General features: G+C 71.2%; 19 protein-coding genes and 2 pseudogenes. 8 read left to right on the forward strand and 13 right to left on the reverse strand.

The annotated features are described in order from the left end of the window. Positions 1-133: 133 nt before the first annotated feature. Positions 134-595 (forward strand): hypothetical protein, encoded by a 462-nt coding sequence (locus tag B7767_RS46955; RefSeq protein WP_085576180.1) that lies wholly within the window; start codon positions 134-136, stop codon positions 593-595. 50 nt (positions 596-645) lie between these two features. Here the strand turns inward: B7767_RS46955 and B7767_RS39805 are convergent, their stop codons facing one another. The 3 genes from B7767_RS39805 to B7767_RS39820 all read right to left on the reverse strand — a co-directional run bounded on the left by B7767_RS39805 (position 646) and on the right by B7767_RS39820 (position 2796). After that, positions 646-1251 (reverse strand): IS5 family transposase, encoded by a 606-nt coding sequence (locus B7767_RS39805; protein WP_371100090.1) that lies wholly within the window; start codon positions 1249-1251, stop codon positions 646-648. 13 nt (positions 1252-1264) lie between these two features. Further along, a complete protein-coding gene (locus B7767_RS39810) occupies positions 1265-1726 on the reverse strand; it encodes a hypothetical protein (RefSeq protein WP_179167496.1) in 462 nt (153 codons plus the stop codon). 104 nt (positions 1727-1830) lie between these two features. Further along, on the reverse strand, positions 1831-2796 hold the full coding sequence (locus B7767_RS39820; RefSeq protein ID WP_085576182.1) for an NAD(P)-dependent alcohol dehydrogenase: 966 nt from the start codon (positions 2794-2796) through the stop codon (positions 1831-1833). Positions 2797-2896: 100 nt separating this feature from the next. Here B7767_RS39820 and B7767_RS39825 point away from each other — a divergent pair, with 100 nt between their 5' ends. Further along, positions 2897-3577 (forward strand): TetR/AcrR family transcriptional regulator, encoded by a 681-nt coding sequence (locus tag B7767_RS39825; protein ID WP_085576183.1) that lies wholly within the window; start codon positions 2897-2899, stop codon positions 3575-3577. Positions 3578-3763: 186 nt separating this feature from the next. Continuing rightward, positions 3764-3966 (forward strand): annotated as a pseudogene (locus tag B7767_RS48845) (sodium-independent anion transporter); the annotation flags it as partial. Between the two features lie 246 nt (positions 3967-4212). On the opposite strand, the pseudogene B7767_RS49475 reads toward B7767_RS48845, so the two are convergent. Further along, a pseudogene (locus B7767_RS49475) lies at positions 4213-4401 on the reverse strand (TetR/AcrR family transcriptional regulator); the annotation flags it as partial. A gap of 72 nt (positions 4402-4473) precedes the next feature. Beyond that, positions 4474-4755: a hypothetical protein gene (locus B7767_RS46965; protein WP_085576184.1), complete on the reverse strand. Its 282-nt coding sequence runs from the start codon at positions 4753-4755 to the stop codon at positions 4474-4476. Positions 4756-4801: 46 nt separating this feature from the next. Here B7767_RS46965 and B7767_RS39845 point away from each other — a divergent pair, with 46 nt between their 5' ends. Next, the gene (locus B7767_RS39845) at positions 4802-5338 is read left to right on the forward strand and encodes a dihydrofolate reductase family protein (protein ID WP_085576185.1); all 537 of its coding nucleotides are present in this window, start codon (positions 4802-4804) and stop codon (positions 5336-5338) included. 135 nt (positions 5339-5473) lie between these two features. Here the strand turns inward: B7767_RS39845 and B7767_RS39850 are convergent, their stop codons facing one another. Continuing rightward, positions 5474-6070 (reverse strand): TetR/AcrR family transcriptional regulator, encoded by a 597-nt coding sequence (locus B7767_RS39850; RefSeq protein ID WP_085576186.1) that lies wholly within the window; start codon positions 6068-6070, stop codon positions 5474-5476. Between the two features lie 87 nt (positions 6071-6157). Between B7767_RS39850 and B7767_RS39855 the strand changes: the two genes are divergently transcribed. Continuing rightward, positions 6158-7021: an NAD(P)H-binding protein gene (locus tag B7767_RS39855; protein ID WP_085576187.1), complete on the forward strand. Its 864-nt coding sequence runs from the start codon at positions 6158-6160 to the stop codon at positions 7019-7021. 267 nt (positions 7022-7288) lie between these two features. After that, positions 7289-7777: a GNAT family N-acetyltransferase gene (locus B7767_RS39860; protein ID WP_085576188.1), complete on the forward strand. Its 489-nt coding sequence runs from the start codon at positions 7289-7291 to the stop codon at positions 7775-7777. A 150-nt stretch (positions 7778-7927) separates the two neighbouring features. Here B7767_RS39860 and B7767_RS39865 read toward each other — a convergent pair whose 3' ends face one another. The 4 genes from B7767_RS39865 to B7767_RS39880 form a co-directional block, all read right to left on the reverse strand. Further along, positions 7928-9613: a ribonuclease J gene (locus tag B7767_RS39865; RefSeq protein ID WP_085576189.1), complete on the reverse strand. Its 1686-nt coding sequence runs from the start codon at positions 9611-9613 to the stop codon at positions 7928-7930. A gap of 317 nt (positions 9614-9930) precedes the next feature. Then, positions 9931-10602 (reverse strand): N-acyl homoserine lactonase family protein, encoded by a 672-nt coding sequence (locus B7767_RS39870; protein ID WP_143652919.1) that lies wholly within the window; start codon positions 10600-10602, stop codon positions 9931-9933. Positions 10603-11670: 1068 nt separating this feature from the next. Next, positions 11671-12189, reverse strand: a complete 519-nt coding sequence (locus B7767_RS39875; protein ID WP_085576191.1) for a PT domain-containing protein — start codon at positions 12187-12189, stop codon at positions 11671-11673. Positions 12190-12225: 36 nt separating this feature from the next. Next, positions 12226-12921: a hypothetical protein gene (locus tag B7767_RS39880; RefSeq protein ID WP_085576192.1), complete on the reverse strand. Its 696-nt coding sequence runs from the start codon at positions 12919-12921 to the stop codon at positions 12226-12228. 148 nt (positions 12922-13069) lie between these two features. Between B7767_RS39880 and B7767_RS39885 the strand changes: the two genes are divergently transcribed. Next, the gene (locus tag B7767_RS39885) at positions 13070-15064 is read left to right on the forward strand and encodes a sensor histidine kinase (RefSeq protein WP_256923741.1); all 1995 of its coding nucleotides are present in this window, start codon (positions 13070-13072) and stop codon (positions 15062-15064) included. Beyond that, entirely contained in the window at positions 15061-15738 is a 678-nt protein-coding gene (locus tag B7767_RS39890) for a response regulator transcription factor (protein ID WP_085576193.1), read from the forward strand. Before B7767_RS39885 ends, B7767_RS39890 begins: the two co-directional genes overlap by 4 nt. 309 nt (positions 15739-16047) lie before the next feature. Here B7767_RS39890 and B7767_RS39900 read toward each other — a convergent pair whose 3' ends face one another. From B7767_RS39900 to B7767_RS48850, 3 genes are read right to left on the reverse strand one after another with little or no spacing between them, the layout of a single operon-like run. Next, complete coding sequence (locus B7767_RS39900) at positions 16048-17091, reverse strand: GNAT family N-acetyltransferase (protein WP_085576194.1); 1044 nt, start codon at positions 17089-17091, stop codon at positions 16048-16050. After that, positions 17088-18542 (reverse strand): phosphotransferase, encoded by a 1455-nt coding sequence (locus tag B7767_RS39905; RefSeq protein ID WP_085576195.1) that lies wholly within the window; start codon positions 18540-18542, stop codon positions 17088-17090. Before B7767_RS39905 ends, B7767_RS39900 begins: the two co-directional genes overlap by 4 nt. Further along, entirely contained in the window at positions 18539-19591 is a 1053-nt protein-coding gene (locus tag B7767_RS48850; RefSeq protein WP_256923742.1) for a hypothetical protein, read from the reverse strand. Before B7767_RS48850 ends, B7767_RS39905 begins: the two co-directional genes overlap by 4 nt. Positions 19592-19654 lie beyond the last annotated feature (63 nt).

Raw genomic sequence — 19654 nt, forward strand, 5'->3', positions numbered from 1 at the left:
ACGGGGGCGACGCCGGAGCCTTCCTGAGCCGATCACACACAGGATCTTATCCGGACGATACGGACATTGTGTCGGTTGTTCAGCGCTGTGGGATCCGTCCGAGGCATTCCGGGCGGAAGCGAGCGTTGAGTTCGTGTTCCTGGTCGAGGACGCAGGCTTTTCAGGTCCGGAGCGGACTGACAATGGGCTCCTCTTCCACAGAGACGGGACCGTGGTCGACGTCCGCCTGGACCTGGCCGACGGTGTCCGGGCCCCGGAGAGCCCGGGGACGGTTCCGTGGTCGGGCCGTCACACCGTCACGGCACTCGCGCGGTCGGCCGTCCAGGCCTTCGACCGGATCGATTACGAGCAGGGCGAAGAGTCCTACGAGGCCCGGTGGGGGGCGGCCGTTCCCCCGAACCGAACTCGAAGCCCTGCGAACCGCGATGCGGGCGCATTGGAAGAGCTTCAGCGGCCCTCCGGCTTCACCCACGAGGTGGTGTTCCGGCGGTGCCCCGACTGCCAGGAGCACAACATCGTCCGAGAGGACGACTTCGTCTGTGCCTTCTGCGGCAGCGATCTGCCCGCGGCGTGGAATGTGGATTCCGCCGCGTGACGACCGAGGGTCACAGCCACTCGCTGATGGCAGCGACGAGGACGGTCGCCTCAAAGCGGACGGCGAGCTTGTCGTAGCGCGTGGCCACGGCCCGATGACGCTCGAGTCGGTTGATCCCGCACTCGACTGCGTGGCGCTCGCGGTGGTCCGCTGGGTCGAAGCACGGCGGCCGTCACCACGATCGCCATGAGCTTCCGGCCCTGCTCGACGGCCAGGTGCAGCTTGGTGCTGAACCCGCCGCGCGAGCGGCCCAACCCGTGATCACGAGGCTCGGCGACCACATCACCCGGCGGCTCCTTCTGCAGATCACCCTGCTTGCGGGCTCCGGCCGCATGCTGATGGGAGCGGCAGACCGTGGAGTCGACGCTCAGGTCCCACGTGATCTCACCGTCCGCGTCGGCCAGGGACTGGAGGCGGGTGAGGATGCGGTGCGAGGTACCGTTCCGCTGCCATCGGCGGAAGAGGTCGTAGACCCGGTTCCAGGGCCCGTACTCGGCGGGGACGTGCCGCCACGAAACCCCGGTACGGACCCGGAACCGTATGCCGTCGATCAGTTGCCGCCGAGGCCGGACGGGCGGCCGTCCCGCCTTTGTGCCCGTCGGTAACAACGGCTCCAGCACCGCCCGCTGTTCGTCCGTGAGATCTCCCCGCCCCATGAACCGCGATCATTCACCGCCCAAGATGCCACCGGCCGTGGCTGAGGACGGTCTGCCCGTCGGAGGTGATCGTGGCGCGGGCCCCGGTCACCGGCAGCTCCCCGCCGGTGATGAGGCGGTCCAGGGCGTCGGTGAGCAGGTCCCACGGGCGGCGGGGACCGCCTTGGTGGACCGTAGGCAGGTCACGAGGGTTCTCGGCGTGGGCGCGGGCCCAGGAGCCGTCGGGGTGGGCCGTCCACACGGCGCGTCCGCCGCCCTCGTGCTGCCCACTGCGGTACTCGATGCCGGGCATCTCCAGCTCCAGGGTGGCGTGCACGGACCAGGAGCCGGGGACGCGGATGAGCGGGTGGCGGCTGACGGGCCTCTCCCCGCCCACGGCCTGCCACACCTCGGCGGCCGACCACCGCATTTCGCCCCGGCCGACCACTGCGAGCGCCAGGCGGTCGAGTGCGGGATCAGCCGTCTCGGGAGGCATCGTGCCGTCGCCACGCGATACGACAGGCCGACGGTCCGCCACGAGGCGACCGCCCTCGTCGCCGCCATCGACGAGTGGCTGTGATCAGCGCCTTCACAGGGGTCCTACGCGACCTTGACCACGTACTTGCCCCGGACGCCGCCCGTCTCCAGCGCCCGGTGTGCCGCTGCTGTCTCCTCCAGGGGGAAGACCGTGTCCACCGCGGGGCTCAACTTGCCCTCGGCCACATGGCGGGCGAGGTTGTCGAAGTCCGCCTGCGTGGGGTTGCCGCTGAAGAAGCGCACCCGCCCGCGCCCGTGGACCGTACTGGCCGCGAGGTAGCCGAGCGAAGCGGCGAGCCGCTTCAGGTCGAAGGCGATGGTGACCATGCGCCCGCCGGAATTCAGCAGGCGCCTGAAAGCCCGCAGGTCGGTCCCCACGGTGTCCAGGACCACGTCGAAGCGGCCCAGTTCCGCCGGCCGCACGGTCCGGTGGTCGATGGCCTCGTGCGCGCCGAGTCCGCGCACGAAGTCGAGGTTGGCGGCGCGGGCCAGGGCCGTGACCTCGGCGCCGTACGCCCGTCCGAGCTGGACGGCGGCGTTGCCGACACCGCCCGCCGCGCCCCGCACGAGGAGCCGTTCGCCGGGGCGCAGCCGGGCTTTGTCCCGCAGGGCGGTGATGGCCGTGGTGGCCACCGGCAGCGCGGCGGCGTCCACCGGGTCGAGGCCGTCGGGGAGCCGGCCGGCCCGCTCGGCGGGCACGGTCACGTACTCGGCGGCACTGCCGAAGCCGGAGGTGCGGCCCAGGACCCCCCATACGCGGTCGCCGGTCGCGAACCGTGTGACTCCGGCACCCGGTGCGGCGACCTCGCCGGTGAAGTCCAGGCCGACGCGCTTGGGGAATCTCCGGCCGGTCACGAGGCGGAGACGGCCGGCACGGGCTGCCAGTTCGCCGCCGTTGACGCTGAACGCGCGCACCTTCACGAGGACCTCGCCGGCCGCCGGCTCGGGGCGTGGCACGCGGCCCGTGTAGAGCACATCGGGGCCGCCGTAACGGTCGTGGAGCACTGCCTTCATCATGCGGTCGTTCATCGTCCTGCCTTTGCCGCCGGGGTCGTACAGGGGTCCGGCATCGACCGTAAGCTCGTAAGCGGACGCAATCGTCCACTTGGACCGGAAGCGAGAGACAGTGATGGCGGAATCCTCTCGGATCACAGCCCGGGACGGGGTGCGGGCGGACGCCCGGCGCAACCGGGAGCGCGTCCTGGTCGCCGCCCGCGCGGTCTTCGCGGAGCACGGGATCGACGCCCCGATGGCGACCGTGGCCCGTCGGGCCGAGGTCGGCGTGGCGACGCTGTACCGGCATTTCCCGACCCGGGACGCTCTGGTGCGGGGCGCGTTCGCGCAGCAGATGGAGACCTGCGCGCGGGCGCTCACCGAGGCTCTGGCCGCCCCCGACCCATGGCAGGGCTTCCAGCGGCTGGTCGAGACGGTCTGCGCTCTGCAACGGGAGGAACGCGGGTTCCCGGCCGCGTTCGTCGCGGCCTTCCCGGACAGCACGTCGGAACACGCGCAGTCCCGGCAACGCGCCGAGCGGGACTTCACGGCCCTGGTACGCAGGGCCCAGGCGTCGGGCGCGCTGCGGGCCGATTTTCACCCCTCCGACCTCGTCGTGGTCCTGTTGGCGCACGGCGCTCTGGTGACCGCCCTGCCGGATGACGGTGCGGCGTCCCGGCGCCTGGTGGCCTATCTGCTCCAGTCGTTCCGCGCCGACACGGCCAACGAGCCGCTTCCCCCGCCGACCGCGCTGACACTGCGCAGCCTCCCGATCGCGACTGACAACCCCCGGAGGCGGCGGCTCCCCGGAGCCTGACATGAGACGGTATCGGCCGCAGGGCACATCCGGTCCGACAACTCCACTTGCGCGACAGGCCCTACGATCTCGTGCACGGCAGGCAGCGAGCCGTTACGAGCTTCGGTGTGGCCCGGGTTCACGTCTGCTGCGTCGGCTCGTCGCAAGCCTGGCACCGGGGCCACAGGTGCGCGTCGATCTTCTGACGGCCGGTTCGACTACGCCGCCGGCTCCGACCGGTCGTCATCGGCCTGTCCGTCGCCCACATCCGGGGCGCCTCCTCCGTCACCGCCCTCGACGCGATCGAGACCGGGCACGCCCAGCGCGGCAAGGGCGCGGAGACCACCGGCCTGAACGAACCGAGCGCCCGCCTCCACGGCAAACTCAGCGGTGAACTCGCCGCCGGCCACCGGCACACCGCCTCCCGCGGACCACCGTTGCGAAGTCCCGGAACCCCGGCTGCGGCATCGCCTGTCTCCCATGGGCGGCGCCGGGGCCGACCACTGTCCGCATACTCCAGGCACCGGAGGCGAGTCGGCCTCCTCGGACCCCGTCCACTCCTGTCCGGTGAGGCCGCCCAGTACGTCGGACATCTGCTGCGGGGTCAGTGGTGCCACGGGCAGCGGGCCTCGGGCGGCTTCCCTGCGCAGTCCGTCCAGCAGGAAGGCGACGTGGCGACGCCACAGGTCCGGCGCGGCGTCCGTTGCCGCGCGGGCGAGCAGGGCGCTGGTGCCGAAGACGATCATGAGGTCCTCGCTGGTGAAGTCCGGGCGGAGAGCGTCGGCCCGCCGCGCGCGCTCGATGATCCGGACGGCGGCGTCCTGCGCCCTGGCACAGACGGCCATCAAGCGCTCGGCGCGCGGATACCGTCCGCCGGACCGGACCTCCCACGCGGTCGACCTCGCCGTGTGGGGCGATCACGGGCCCGCGGTCGTGCACTGGGAGTACGGGGCCCACGCCCTCCCCGCGCGGGCGCGTTCCCGCTCCGTCGCACCCCGGTCGAACTCCGCCAGGTCGAACCCGACGGCACTGCGCCCCATGACGTTCTGGTCCTGCGGGGTCAGCAGCGCCGCGAAGCGGAAGTCCCAGTCCTCGGAGGCGAGATCGGACACGGCCGGCATCAGCACGTCGATGAACACCGCGGTGGCGCCATTGGACAGGTCCAGGGCGTGGTTACCGCCGGAGAAGATGTTGCCCACCGACCTATGATGCGATCCCGGCCCTCCACCTGCTTGGAGAAGACGCATGACGGATGCGAGCACCGGCAAAGTGGTCGTGAACAGGGTGATGTCCCTCGATGGGTTCATCGCCGGTCCCGGCCACACGATGGACTGGATCTTCGAGCACATGACGTCGGCGACCTTCCCGGAGGTCATGGCGGCCACGGGCGCCATGCTCATCGGCCGGGGCACGTACGAGGTCGGCAAGCGCATGTCCGACGAGAACACCGACTACGACGGCGGGACGCGGTTCGTCCTCACCCACCGTCCGCCCGACGAGCCGGACCCCAGCGTCACCTTCCTCACCTGCGACATCGAGGAAGCCGTGGCCACGGCGCGCCGCGCCGCCGGCGACAAGAACCTGGAGGTCCTCGGCGCTGACGTGGCCGCCCAGTGCCTGCGGCGCGGCCTCGTCGACGAGATCCTGGTGTACGTGCTGCCGGTGCTGCTCGGCGACGGCGTCCGCTTCGCGCCGCCGGGCCTCGACCGGATCGACCTGGAACCGTTCAGCAACGTCCAGTCGGGCGGGGTCACCATGCTGCGCTTCCACGTGCGCAAGTAGGCACGGTCGCAACTACCGGCCTGCTGTCATGGCCCCCCTCCCGTGGGGCAAGTCCGCGGCGACCGCGCCGATGCGGTGGTCGGTGGCAACGCGTGCACCAGGCTGCGGAGCCTTCTTCGACCGGGGTGTCGCCTGTCACCACAGTCGGCTGAACGCCTGGTCGGCGTCGGCTACGGCCTCGGGGTGGACGTCGTGGGCGGTTCGACCGTCGGCGATCTTCTGCCAGTTGGTCCGGGCGAGCACCCGTTGGACCGCGAGTACCTGGGCGGCCCGCAGATGTGCCTGGACGCCTTCACCGAGGGCGTCCGCCAGCGCCTCCTCGTCCTCGAGCCGATATCGCGTGAGCCGTGCCGCCAGGCTCGGTGTGGTGAACACCAGCCGATGGAACGCCACCACCTCGGGGTGATCGTTGAGGCCGGTGACGGGGTCGTACCGATCGAGGCCGGCCCGGAAGTGCTGGTGCAGCGCCGTCACCGGTTCGACGCCGGACCTGCGGCCGCGTACGACGCGTGCTGCCTCGCCCTGATGGTCCGCAAACCGGTGCAGCACCAGGTCTTCCTTGGTGGGGAAGTACCGGAAGAGGGTCGGCTTGGAGATCTCGGCCGCCGCGGCGATGTCGTTGACCGAGACGCGGTCGAAGCCGCGCTCCAGGAACAGCGAGACGGCCGCGTCGCCGATGGCGTCGCGCGTCCGCTCCTTCTTGCGGGCCCGCAGTCCCGTCGGCTCGCTCATCCGGCCACCGTAACATTCTTTACCGAGTTGCTTTTTTGACCGAGTAACGCTTTCATGGGCGGCGTGAACCGGATAGACATTCCTCCTGTGCTCGTAACCGGGGCGACGGGCCGTATCGGCCGCATCGTCGTCGACCAACTCCTCGACGCGGGCGTGGCGGTCCGCGCCCTCGCCCGTCGCTCCGCGGCGGCGACGACGCTGCCGGCGAAGGTCGAGGTCTTCACCGGCGACCTCACTGTGCCCGAGTCGCTCGACCCGGCATTGAAGGGCACCGGCGCGGTCTTCCTCGTCTGGACCGCCCCGCCTCGGACCGCCGCGGCAGTCATCGAGCGGCTGTCAGCCCATGTGCGGCGGGTCGTCCTCCTCTCCTCCCCGCATCAGACGCCGCACCCCTTCTTCCAGCAGCCCAACCCCATGGCGGTGCTGCACGCCGACATCGAGCGGCTCATCGCGGCCACCGGACTCGAGTCGACGATCATCCGGCCGGGAATGCTCGCGTCGAACTCACTGGCCTGGTGGGCGCCCGCGATCCGGGCCGCCGAGGTCGTCCGGTGGCCTTACGGCGCTGCCGAGTCGGCACCGATCGACGACCGCGACGTCGCAGCCGTCGCGGCGCGCGCGCTCCATCAGGACGGTCACGTCGGAGGCGACTACGTCCTTACGGGCCCTGAATCGCTCACCCAGGCCGCGCAGGTGGGCATCATCGGCGACGCCTTGGGGAACCGGATCGCGTTCGAGGAGATGACACCGGACGAGTTCCGGAGCCTGTCGAAGGGCACGGCGCCCAGCTCGGTCGTCGACATGCTGCTCGCCGCGTGGAGTGCGGCGGTCGGACAGCCCGCGTACATCACTACTGCGGTGGCCGACGTCCTCGGGACGGCGCCGCGAACGTTTCGCCAGTGGGCCGCCGACCACGTCACCGCGTTCACGGAGGGTTCGGAGGGGGCGTAACCTCATCTACCGCGATCCGCGCCCCTGGCCGCAGCCCCAGTCCGCCGTCGCCCCGAACCTCGCCTCAGGGATGTGCCGGGAGCGTGAGTGGGGGAGCCTCAGCGGCCCGGGCATCATGCATACCGACAGAACGCGCAGCCGTGAGATCGGCTGCGCCGGCACACACGATGCGGTCGGCTCCTCATGCAGTCCGTGTCTCCGAGACGCCTGCCCGAGCAGCCGCCCCGCCGCACGAAGGCGCTCCCCGCGGTGGGCGATACTGTCCTGATGAGTTCACGCACTTCCCCGACCAGCCGGCCGATCACGATACGGAGGGCCGTCGCGCGGGACGCCAAACGGCTCACGCGTCTCGTGCGTGGCTCAGGAGCCTACGAAGGGAAGTACGCTGCCGCGGTCGCGGGCTACCGGGTCGGTCCTGATTACATCGAGGCCCACCGCGCCTTCGTGGCCGTCGGCGCCGACGAGCACGAAGGCCGGGTTCTGGGGTTCTACTCGCTCGTCCTCGCTCCGCCGGAGCTGGACCTGCTGTTCGTCGCCGACGAAGTGCAAGGACGAGGCATTGGACGGCTGCTCGTCGCGCACATGCAGTCCGAGGCCCGTGCCGCTGGACTCGACCGCGTCAAGGTCGTGTCGCATCTTCCCGCCGAGGACTTCTACAGCCGCGCCGGTGCCGTGCGGATCGGGACCGCGCTCGCGAACCCGCCCGCCGTGCCGTGGGACCGTCCCGAATTCGAGTTTCGCATCCCTCCGGAATGACGCCGTGCGCCGGTTCGCAGGGCACCGGCTTCGCCTGCATCTGCGTGGTGGCCGCCATGCAGGAGCCGGATGGCGCTGTCGACTGCCGTGCCCGGCCCCGATGCGGACGGCCCCCGGCCGGGGCCGGGGGCCGTGCTGCCGGGCTGCGGGTCAGGCGTCGATGATGACGGGGATGATGAGGGGCTTGCGGCGGTGGGTGCGGAAGGCCCAGTTCGCCACGGCGCGGGCGATGAGCTGTTCGAGCTGGCGCGCGTCCCCGACGCCTTCCTCGGCCGCGGTGGCCAGGGTCTTCTCGATGACGGGGACGACCGGCTCGAAGGTGGTGTCGTCGTGGACGAAGCCCCGGGCCAGGAAGTCGGGGGCCTCGGCGAGGGCGCCGGTGTCCGCGTCCACGATCGCCACCACCGTCACGACGCCCTCCTCCGCGAGGGTGAGACGGTCCTTGAGGGACGCTTCGGTGGCCCCGCCGACCTCCATGCCGTCCACGTAGACGTTGCCGGCGGGCACCTTGCCGGTGATGGACGCGCGCCCGTCGACGAGGTCGACGACGACGCCGTCCTCGGCGATGACCACCCGGGCGGGGTCGACACCGGTACGGATGGCGAGGTCGCCGTTGGCCCGCAGGTGGCGCCATTCGCCGTGTACGGGCATGACGTTGCGGGGTTTGACGATGTTGTAGCAGTACACGAGTTCGCCGGCGCTGGCGTGCCCGGAGACGTGCACCTTGGCGTTGCCCTTGTGGACCACGTGGGCGCCCCACCGGGTGAGTCCGTTGATCACCCGGTAGATGGCGTTCTCGTTGCCGGGGATCAGGGAGCTGGCGAGCAGGACCGTGTCGCCCTTGCCGATGCGGATCACGTGGTCGCGGTTGGCCATCCTGGACAGCGCGGCCATCGGCTCGCCCTGGGAACCGGTGCACACCAGAGTGACCTTGTGGTCCGGGAGCTTCTCCAGCTCCTTCGTGCTCACCACCAGACCGGACGGAACCTTCAGATAGCCCAGGTCACGGGCGATGCCCATGTTGCGGACCATCGACCGGCCGACGAAGGCGACCTTGCGGCCGTACTGGTGGGCGGCGTCCAGGATCTGCTGGATGCGGTGCACGTGGCTGGCGAAGCTGGAGACGATGACCCGCCGCGGCGCGGTGCGCATCACCTGCTCGATCGCCGGGTTCAGCTCACGCTCGGAGGTGGTGAAGCCGGGTACTTCGGCGTTGGTGGAGTCGGTGAGGAACAGGTCCACGCCCTCCTCGCCGAGGCGCGCGAAGGCACGCAGATCGGTGATGCGGTCGTCGAGAGGGAACTGGTCCATCTTGAAGTCGCCCGTGTGCAGCACCATCCCGGCGCCGGTGCGGATCGCGACCGCGAGACTGTCCGGGATGGAGTGGTTGACCGCCACGAACTCGCAGTCGAAGGGTCCGAAGCCGCGCCGGTCGCCCTCCCGCACCCGCACCGTGCGTGGCCGGATGCCGTGCTCCTTGAGCTTGGCCTCCAGAAACGCCAGCGTCAGCTTCGAGCCGACGACGGGGATGTCGCGCCGCTCGCGCAGCAGGTAGGGCACACCGCCGATGTGGTCCTCGTGACCGTGGGTGAGTACCACGGCCACGATGTCGTCCAGCCGGTCCCGGATCGAGGTGAAGTCCGGCAGGATCACGTCCACGCCGGGCTGGGTCTCCTCGGGGAACAGCACACCGCAGTCGACGACGAGCAGTTTGCCGGCGTGCTCGAAGACGGTCATGTTGCGGCCGATCTCACCCAGGCCACCCAGGGCGATGACCCGCAGCCCTCCCTCGGGCAGGGGCGGGGCGGCTTTCAGTTCGGGGTGTGGATGACTCATACCCCGACGTTACCCGGAGTCCGGGACAGGATGATCCATCGCCCGTGTGATCTTGTTTTCCCGACGGATCGGGGCACCCGCAGTGGGGGACGCGGCACCATCGGATCACGCCGGCGGCCGGAACAGGAAGTCAGGCCTCGGCACTGGTCCGTTCGGAGTGGCCGAGACGCGGCGACGGGGCTCAGGAGAGGCCGGCGCGGCAGGCTCAGCGGCCGTCGAGGTGGGAGAGGAGCCGGCGGAGCCGGACTGCCCGGCCGACGTTCCCGGTCAGCGGTGACTTGTCCTGCCGGGGAGATCGGGCCGGACGGTGCAGTCCCTCAGTCGGGGTATTCGGGGAACGCCGGCAACGAGGCGAAGTCCTCAGGGGCATGCTGGATGACGACCCGGGCGTCCGTGTTCGCTACGACGCCCCTGAACCGCTGGGACGACGCCAACGACTCGGCGCGGTTGGTGTTGACGCCGGGAACCAGGTTCTTCTCATAGTTCTCGCGCGTGTGGAACACGTCGCCGGACAGCAGCACCGGCCCGGATTTCGGGATCCTGACGAGCAGCATCGCGGAGCCCGGGGTGTGACCAGGAGCCCTCAGGATCTGGACGGTCCCGTCCCCGAAGACGTCCCGGTCGCCCTCCAAGGGCTCGAGACGGGCCGCGTTGAGAGGAGCGATCGACGGCGCCTCGACGCCGAACGGTGTCGGGTTGCCGCGTGCCCACGCCGGCTCCGCGGCCGAGATGAGGAAGGCCGCGTCCTTGAACAGGGGGATGTTGGCGGTGTGGTCCTGGTGGAGGTGCGAGATTCCGACGTAGTCGATGTCGCTGGGGCGAAGACCCGGTTCCGCCAGCTGTCCCGCCAGGGTGCGGGGCTGCGTGAAACGCCCGCCGAACCTGATCTCGCCGCCGGGCACGGAGGCCGGACGGTCGCCGTTCCCGGTGTCCCAGATCATCCACTGGGCGTCGTGCCGGATCAGACAGCCCGGTGTCGGAAGCTTCACGGACCGGCCCTCATACGCGCCGGTGTCGGAGAACACCGCGGCGTCGTCGAACTCGGTGAGCCCTCGTCGAGCGTATAGAGACGTACGACCGGCGACCGGCCGGCGTCGCTTCGGTCCTGGGCGTGCCCCCTTGCCCGGCGGAGGGTCTTGGAGTGCGTCATTGTCATCACCATTCCGTTCGTCCGTAGTGAGGTCGTGCCTGGTGAGGTCGTCCGTGGTGAGGCGCTCGGTGCGTCCTGCGCCTTCTCCGATCGCGTGCTCGCGTCCGGTTCGTCACGACGTCCGGTCGGCTATCGGGTCGTGGACGGCTTCGAGGAATCCGTCGAGGGCCGTGGTGCCGCTCTTCACCCGCATCTCGCCCGTGCTCAGGAGTCGGCGGTACGTGGCGTCGTGGTCGGGATCGGTGCTGTACGGCTCGTTGAGCCGTCACGCTGCCGCGGTCGTGACCTCGACCGTGACGTCCGCCCGCTCGTCCTCGCGCAATGCGGAGGTGAGTCGGATCGTGGCCTCCGCACGCCGGCACCCGGCCGGGCGATGCCGCGCGCGTTCGCGAAAGCCGACGCTGGAGCACGTGGCGCTCGAGCTGTTCGAGACGCAAAGGTTCGAGCGCGCCCCGGTCGTGCGGGCCGGACGCGCCGCCCGGTCCGACCGAGCGCTCCTTCTGCCGTTGCTTCCCCAGCAAGCGGGGGGCTCTTCGCCGGGCTTGCCGCCCGGCGCCGTCGGCATCTGCCGGCTGTTCGGAATCCGGCTGTCGTCAAGACCTGGCGTGCCCGCGCCACAAACTCCTTGACGGCGTCCACGGCCGGCTTGCCGCCGGATTCGAGCATCACGACCTGCAACGCCGGCCCGAGCCGCCCAGGATGGCCGGCCATGTCGGAGCGGTGGATCGGCTGCAGGACGAAGTGGCTGTGCGCCGGTTCACCGTCGGTGTGGACCACAGGCAGGTGGAGCCCCGGGCCGGTCCTGTCTCATGCCCGTCGCGCCTCGCCGGCCTCGAACTCCGCGCCTCGATGATCCGGCTCGAGGGCCTCCTGCGAACAGCCGATCGATCACGACATCACACAGGCCCTAGGAGTTGCAGCTCCCGGGCAGGTAGCTGTAGCCGTCGAGGAAGAGGAGAGGTCCCAGGACGGGGTCCTGGACCACTTCCCAGGACGATACGGAAGGTGGCTCCCCCGGCACGTGGAAGGTCATGTACTGGGAGTCGCTGACGACGACACCCGAGGAACCCGTGCTGCCCCTGCTCACCATGAACTCACCGGTTCTGGAGAACTCGTACGTCCTGTGCACCTCGGCGTTGCTGCCGCCGCACCAGACACCGACGACGCTGTCGGGCACCGACGCTTCGACCGGCTCGATGAGCTCCGTGGGCTCCTCGGTGGGTTCTTCGGCCGGTTCCTCCGTGAACTCCTCTGCCGGTTCCTCCGTGGGCTCGTCCGTCGGTTCCTCCGTGTAGTCGTAGGACGAAAGGTCTCCGGAGCCGTTCGGCGGGGAGTCCGGCCCGCAGGCGCTCGTGGTCAGCAGCGCGGCTATGAGAATCGCCGCGCACGCGGCGCCGCGGCGGGCGGCATGGGAGAGGGACGGCATGGGGGCCTCCTGATGTACGAGTCGGACAGGGTCGTGTCAGCGGACGATCGCGCTGCGTCCCCATGCCAGTCCGAGAAAGGTGACCAGCATCCATACGGGGCCGACGACACCCTGGAAGCCGGGAAGGCCGGTGATGCCCGCGAAGAGGACGACCGCCAGTACGGGCACGACGCTGAACCAGCCGATCCACCGTGAGATCGTGCGCTCACGCAACGCCATCCAGGCCACCGCACCGGCCGCGACCACGACGCCGAGCCAGCCGATGTACCCGCCGAAGTCGTTGAGCATGAAGTAGACGAACATCCCGTTCTCGCCGAAGGACCGCTCGTCCAAGCCGTCCGGCAGGTAGATCGCCAGGGCGCCCTTCCACCCGTAGCCGTAGGTCAGTCCCGCGGCCGAAGCCGTCAGGGCGCCGCTGACCACGTGGGCGGCGGTGCTGGAGGGCACCCGCGGCTCGACCTGACGCCGCCATGCCGCAGCCAGTACGAGGAGCAGGGAGACCGTCAGGAAGCCGGCGACGAGACCGAGATGCGCCACGGAGCGGCTCACGTCATCGAGGACCGAGGCCTCGACGGGGGTCCGCTCGGCCGTGCCGGCCCGGACGTCCGCCAAGAGCGTGGCAGCTCCTCCGAGCGCGCCCGCTCCGACTCCGTACAGGGGCCACTTGGCCCTCCGGTCGCCGTCCTGTCGCGCCATGCGCCCCGGGCGGGCATCCGGATCGATGGTGGTCATACGCCTCAACTCCCTGTGCGGTCGGTCCGTACCGATCCGACTGTCGCGGGGGACAAGTCCCGCAGCCCAGGGACACCGGTCCCGTACGATCGGGACGGTTTCGCCGGATCGCGCCCGATAAGGGCCCGCATTACGGGAACATGCGAGTGTGAGTCGAGGGGACCGGATACTGCGTCGCACCGCGTACGGCATCTCGGGGCTGGGCACGGCGGGCTGCGTGGCGACGGTACCCGTGCACGACTGGCTGGCTGAACGCATCGCCGTCACGCCCCTGTACTGGTCCGACCTCGTGCTCGGCACGGTCTGGCCGCTGGTGGGCGCCGTCGTCGCCAGGGGCCGGCCGCGCAATCCCGTCTGCTGGCTGATGCTGCTGCCCGCGATGATCGGGCCGTACCACCTGCTGGCCTACTACGCCGGTTACAGCCGCCTCGTCGCCGCGGAACCCCTACCCGGCTGGGAGGTGGGGGCCTGGGTCGGCTGCTGGGGCTTCGTCGGCTACTGGTTCACCACGCCTCTGGTGCCCTTGCTCTTCCCGTACGGCCGCCTGGAAACGGCGCCGCGCCGGGTGTGCGCCTGTGCCGTCGTCACGGTCGCCGGGATCGGAACGCTGGCGACGATGCTGCGGCCCAGCGGCACCGATCCCGTCCCCGGCGTTCCGAATCCACTCGGGATCGCGGGCTGGGAGTGGCTGCACACTGTGATGTTCACCTGCGCCGCGGCTACCATGCTCGGCGGCACCCTCGTGGCCGCCGTCCTCCTCGTCCTCCGTACCCGGGCGGCAACCGGTGCCGAACGGGCCCAGCTGCAGTGGCTGATGCTGGGCGGGCTGCTGATGGCGTTCTCCTTCCTCTCCCTTCTCCTGGACGACGTCGAGCGGTTGGCTCTGGTCGGCGATCTCGTCATGCTGATCGGGCTGCTCGGCCCGCCCGCGAGTGTCGCTGTCGCGATGCTGCGGCACGGACTGTTCGATGTGGAGCTGGTCCTCGGCCGCGCCATCGTCTTCACCGTCCTCAGCGCGCTCGTCCTCGGGGTGTACGCCGGGGTCGTCGCCGGTGCGAGGCTGATCGCGCCCGGGTCCCTGACGGGGACCTGTCTGCTCGCCTTCACCGCACTGATCGCGGCCAACGGCCGCGGCGCCGTCCAGGCGGCCGTCGACCGGACGCTGTTCGGGCACCGTCACGATCCGTACGCCGTCGTCGCGCACGTCGGTCGCCGTGTCGCTCCGGCCGGTGAGCCGGCGGAAGCCATGCAGCACCTCGTCGACGCCCTGCGGTCCGCGCTGCGTCTGCCCTACGCGGCCTTCGAGAGCCCCGCCGTGGCGGCGGCCTCCGGCAGCCCGGCGGCCGGCGCGGGCTGGCGGTCCTTTCCCTGCCGGGCCCTGGGCCGCGAACTCGGTGTACTGCGCGTAGGGCGGCGAAGCGTCAACGATCCCTGGACGGCCAAGGAGCAGGCCGCGGTCGAAGAGGTCGCGGACCGCGCCGGAACACTCGCCTACGCCGCCGGTCTCGTCGAGGACATCGCCCGCAGCCGGTCACGCATCCTGTCAGTACGCGAGGAGGAACGACGGCGTCTGCGCGCGGACCTCCACGACGGCATCGGCCCCTCCCTGGCCGGCACCGCCCACCAACTCGACGCCCTCGCCCGGCGCATCGACGACCCCCATCTCGCGGGATGCGTCAGGACACTCCGGGACAGGATCCGCTCCACCGTCACCGATCTGCGCACCGTGGTCCAGGGGCTCCGGCCTGCGGTCCTCGACCAGCTCGGGCTGCCCGGCGCCCTGCGGGAACTGCTGGTCGGATACGACACACCGGCCTGCCACAGCAGTATCGACGGCGCGTGCCACAGCCTGCCGGCCGCTGTCGAGGTCGCCGCCTACGCCATCGCCGCCGAGGCGGTCGCCAACGCCGTCAGGCACAGCGCCGCCGGCCGCCTCGAACTGACCGTCCGTTTGGAGGACACCGTCTTGATCCTGTCGATCCGTGACAACGGGCGCGGCATTCCGCCCAAGCACAGGGCCGGTGTGGGACTCCGCAGCATGAGGGAGCGCGCGGCCGAGGTCGGAGGCCGGCTTGAGGTGACGGCCGCACCCGGCGAAGGCACCCTCGTACGAGCGGCCCTCCCGGTGGGGGACCAGCGGTGAGCGTCTCCGTCCCCTCCCCGGTCACCGTCCTCGTCGTCGACGACCATCCCGTCTTCCGGGCCGGAATGGCCACCGTCCTCGCCGATCTCCCCGATGTGACGGTCGTAGGAGAGGCGTCCGACGGTGCTGAAGCCGTCATGACCGCCGACCGGCTGCGGCCGACGATCGTGCTCATGGACCTGCGTATGCCGAACCTCAACGGCCTGGAGGCCACGGCCCGGATCACCACGGCCCACCCGGAGATCGCCGTGCTCATCCTGACCATGGACGAGGACGAGGACTCGGTCTTCGCCGCCCTGCGCGTCGGCGCGCGTGGTTACCTGCTCAAGGAGTCGGACGGCGCCGACGTCCACCGCGCCCTGCTCGGGGTCGCCCGTGGCGAAGCGGTCTTCGGCCCCCGGATCGCCGAGCGCGTCCTGGCCCATTTCGCCACTCCACCCGCCACCCGGTCCCCCCTCCCCTTTCCTCACCTCACCGACCGGGAACGCGAGACCCTCGACCTGATCTCCCGCGGCCTCGACAACGCGTCCATCGCCCGTCGCCTGTCCCTGTCCGAGAAGACCATCCGCAACCGGGTCAGCGACGTGCTGGCGAAACTGCACGCCCGGTCCCGCACGGAAGCAGCGGCTCTCGCGCGGGACGCGGGCCTGGGACACCCCCGCCACTCCGCGTAGGCGTCCCCCGGATCCCACATGTCCCGGGTCGAACCTCCCAGCGGCACCCGGCCGAAGACGTCGGTGACCACCACCGCGGCGTCGAACACGGCCTGCGGCTCGGGCCGCAGCTTCTCCTACGCGCTGAACGAGCCGGCCGGGCCCCGCAGGAGCAGCACGGCCAGCCCGTGTGCGTCGAACCGTTCGGCGTGCTCGAACCCGTCGGTGAGCGTGTTCAGCTCGTTCTCAGGGTGCTCCGCGCGGGCCCGTCCAAGGGCGTCCTCGGTGAAGTCGGCGGCGTCGACCGGTCGGACATCAACACGATGCTGTTCATTCGTTCCCCCAGTCCCAGGTGCCGAAGTACGCGGCCTCGCCGGTGCGGCGGGCCTCTGTCACCGCGCTCAGGCGCGCGAAGTCACGGGCCGGCATCAGTGCCTTCCACTCGGCCAGGGGCAGGACGCGGACCTCGTCGTGCTCCTGCGGGTCGAGGATGATGCCGCGGATCTGCGCCGCGGTGAGCCGGCCGCCGTCGAAGACCATTCCGATGGTGCTGTAGGGCCACTGAGCGCCGGGCAGCCCGTACACGGCGGCCAGCAGGCGGGGCGGGCCGGCCACGGTCAGGCCGGTCTCCTCCCGGCACTCGCGCACAGCCGTCTCGAAGGGCCGCTCGCCGTGGTCCATCGTTCCGCCGGCCAGCTGCCACGGGTGGGCGGGGGAGTAGACGGAGTGCAGCTGGAGCGGACGGTCGTCCTCGTCGGTGAAGTACACGCAGGCGAACGCGGTCGCCTTCGGGACCGTCTCGGCGTACTGCTCGGGCGGCAGCCAGGCCGGCCGGCTGTCCGGGGTGCCCACCGTGGTTGTCGGTTCGAGACGCGTCATCCGCATCAGCGCCGGACTGCCCGTGAAGCCCAGCTCCCGGTAGAGCGGCTGGGCTTCCACCCCGGCATGGACCTCGAACAGGGTGACGCCCTCGACGTCGGCGAGGTGATCGAGCAGCGCGGTGACCACCGCGCGGGCGTAACCGCGGCGCCGGAAGTCCGGGTGGGTGGCGACGACGTGCACGCGTGCGACCAGGCCCCGGGGGTGGGCCGGTGCCGGGAGCATGGGGTGGACCAGACCGAGGGCGCAGGCGGCCATCGTGCCGTCCGGGGCGTCGACGATGAAGGCCCGCGCGTCACCGGCCGGACTCAGCCGCGGGGCCAGCTCGTCCGCGCACCGCCCGATCCACTCCTCGCCCAAGGGCTGGGAGAGGACATGCGCGGAGCGCATCCGGACGATGCCCTCGGCGTCAGCGGAGGTGGCCGCGCGCACCGGTACTCGTCCGGTGGCAGTCTGCGGCTCGGCCGTGGCGGTGGGTGCGGTGTCGGGGTTCATCGGGTTTCTCCTGTCGGTGAGAGGGAGTCGTGGTGAGCGGCGCGCAGACGGGCCAGTGTCCGCCGGCCGCGCTCGACCAGCTCGGGGTCACCTTGGGCGGAGCCGTAGGCGATCCCGCTCACCGAGTCGAGAGCGGCGTCGATGACCAGCCGCGCCTCCTCGGCGGGGGTCAGAGGCCTGCCGTACCCGGCCAGGAACGCCTCGCACAGTTCGGGGCGCCCGTGCCAGGCGTCGGACAGGCGGACCAGATCACGCACGGCCGGTCCTGGTTCGCTGCGCTCGAGGTCGATCACCGCCAGGAAGGGCCCGGTGTCGTCCGCCTCGTCCGTGGGTGCGGGGGCGTCGGGGGCGTAGAGGATGTTGCGGAGCTGGAAGTCGCCGTGGGTCTCCACCCACTCCAGCGGTTTCAGGCGCCTGGCCTGTGCGACGAGGCTGCGGACGAACTCCTCGTCGCCCGGTTGGAGACGGGACCGCGCCGCCGCCAGATGCCGGTCCGCCTTGGCGATCGCCGGACCACTGCCGGCCGGAGCGGGACCGGCAGGGCAGGACCGATGGATGCGGCGGGCCAGTGCGCCGATCCGGTGGAAGACCGCCTGTTCCCGCTCCGGGGCCAGGACCACGCCGTGCAGTGGACGGCCCGGCACCGGGGTGATCACCACGGCCCGCAGCGCCTCGTCGGCCGCCACCAGCCGGGGCGCGGCCGAGCCCAGCGTCGGCGCCCACGTCCGCAGGCCCCGCACCTCCCGGGCGTGGAACCGCTGGTTCCGGTGCATCTTCACGTACCAGGTTCCGCCCCGAGCGCCGTCAGCGCGCCAGACGCGGCTGTTCTCGCGCGCCCACGACGTGTCCGTCCACCTGATGATCCGGCCGACCGCCCGCTCCGCGAACTCGGCCACCGCCGAGTCCGGACCGGCGGGCCCCGGCCTTCCGGTCACGTCCGGGACCAGGCACAGCCGGTCGGCGCGGGGGTCGAAGGCGATGGTGTCGCCGGGCATCTGGAAGTGCGTGGCCAGTCGCGCGCCGGTGCTGTAGGCGTCCAGACCGGCGCGGCAGTACGCCACCATCCCGGTGGGCAGCCCGTCCAGGGGCGTCCATTCCATCGCGTCGCAGACGTCCGGCTCGGCGATCCGGGGCCTGCCGCGCCACCGCCGGACCTCGAAGAAGTGCCCGGTGCGGCTGGCACCGCCGGGACTGCGGTGGTGCACGGTCACGGCGGCCCGCACGTCGGCCGGGTCGATGACGACACCGGTCTCCTCCCGCGCCTCGCGCACCAGTGCGGTGACGACGTCCTCGTGCGGACCGTCCAGATGCCCTGAGGGCAGATGCCACAGGCCCGCGGCGTATACCTGCCCGGCCCGCCGCGACAGCAGCACCTGTGGTCCCTCGGCGGTCTCCCGGCGCAGGATCAGGTGGACGTCCACCGGCTCGGTGTGCCGCTGCCCGCCGCTCACCGTGCACCTGCCGGACGCCGGGCGAGCAGGACCGTGAACAGGGCTTCCTCCAGCAGCGATCCGTCGTCCGCGAGCTCGTGGAGCAGTGTCCGCGCCTCCTCCCCGAATGCCGTGTGTCGTTCGGCGAAGAGGCCGGCCCCGGCGATGGACGTGGTACGCGGACAGCCGAGCACCGTCTTCGGGGTCCAGGACCGCGTGACAGGGAAGCGGTACTCGCTCACGTCGCTCCACGCCGAGTCGGCGAGTTCCTCCTGAAACGGACGCAAGGGCTTGGGGTGGTCGTCCAGCACTTCGGCGCACTGTCCGGGGCTCCGGTGCCGCTGGATCAGGTCCCGCAAAGCCCGGGTCCAGTCCGCGTCGTGGGTCCGGAGGCTGCCGTCTCCCACGATCGCCGGCGAGGCCTGCGGTGCGGCGATCCGGTGCGCCGTCGCCAGTACATCCGGACCGCTCATCCAGCGGTGGGTCCGGCAGCAGGTGATCAGGTCCGGCGTCCACCGCTCCTCCCCGGGCAGCGGCGCGAGAGACCCGTAGACGTCGGCTGAGGTCTGGACGAGACTGAGGGCACAGTTGCCGAGCACGGGCGTGAGTGAGGCCCGGGCCTGGTCGAGCATCGTGACCACTCCCCGGTCGCCGCAGACCCGGCACGCGACCGAGGCGGTCACCCCCGCTCCCGTTCCGACGTCCAGCACCCGCTGGCCGGGGCGCGGTTCAAGCTCCTCCAGCAGCGAGACGGTCAGGCCCATCACCGTCGACATCGACGTGATCGACGCTCCCGAGCGCGTCCCGCGCGGTCGGCCCAGTAACGGCTCCCCGTCGTGCTGGATGAGCACACTGGACCCGCCGTACAGCAGCCCGAGCAGTTCGGGGCGATCTTGCGGCGCCGACCAGTCCAGCAGGTCCCACCGCGGTGACTCCTCGCCCGGGGCGCTGCGCCGTGCGTACGCCTGTGGCATCAGCACTTCGCGGGGCAGCGCGAGGAGAGCGTCGCGGACTGGACCCGGCCTCAGAACCCCTTCCTCCTCGAGCCGGGCGACCATTGCGGCCCGCACGGTTGCCGGATCCGCCTCCGCACCCGTTGGCCTGGCGCCGCGCCCCCGGACTGCGGAGCGTCC

Origin of the sequence: Streptomyces sp. 13-12-16 (genome assembly GCF_002114215.1) — a bacterium.
Taxonomy (GTDB): domain Bacteria; phylum Actinomycetota; class Actinomycetes; order Streptomycetales; family Streptomycetaceae; genus Streptomyces.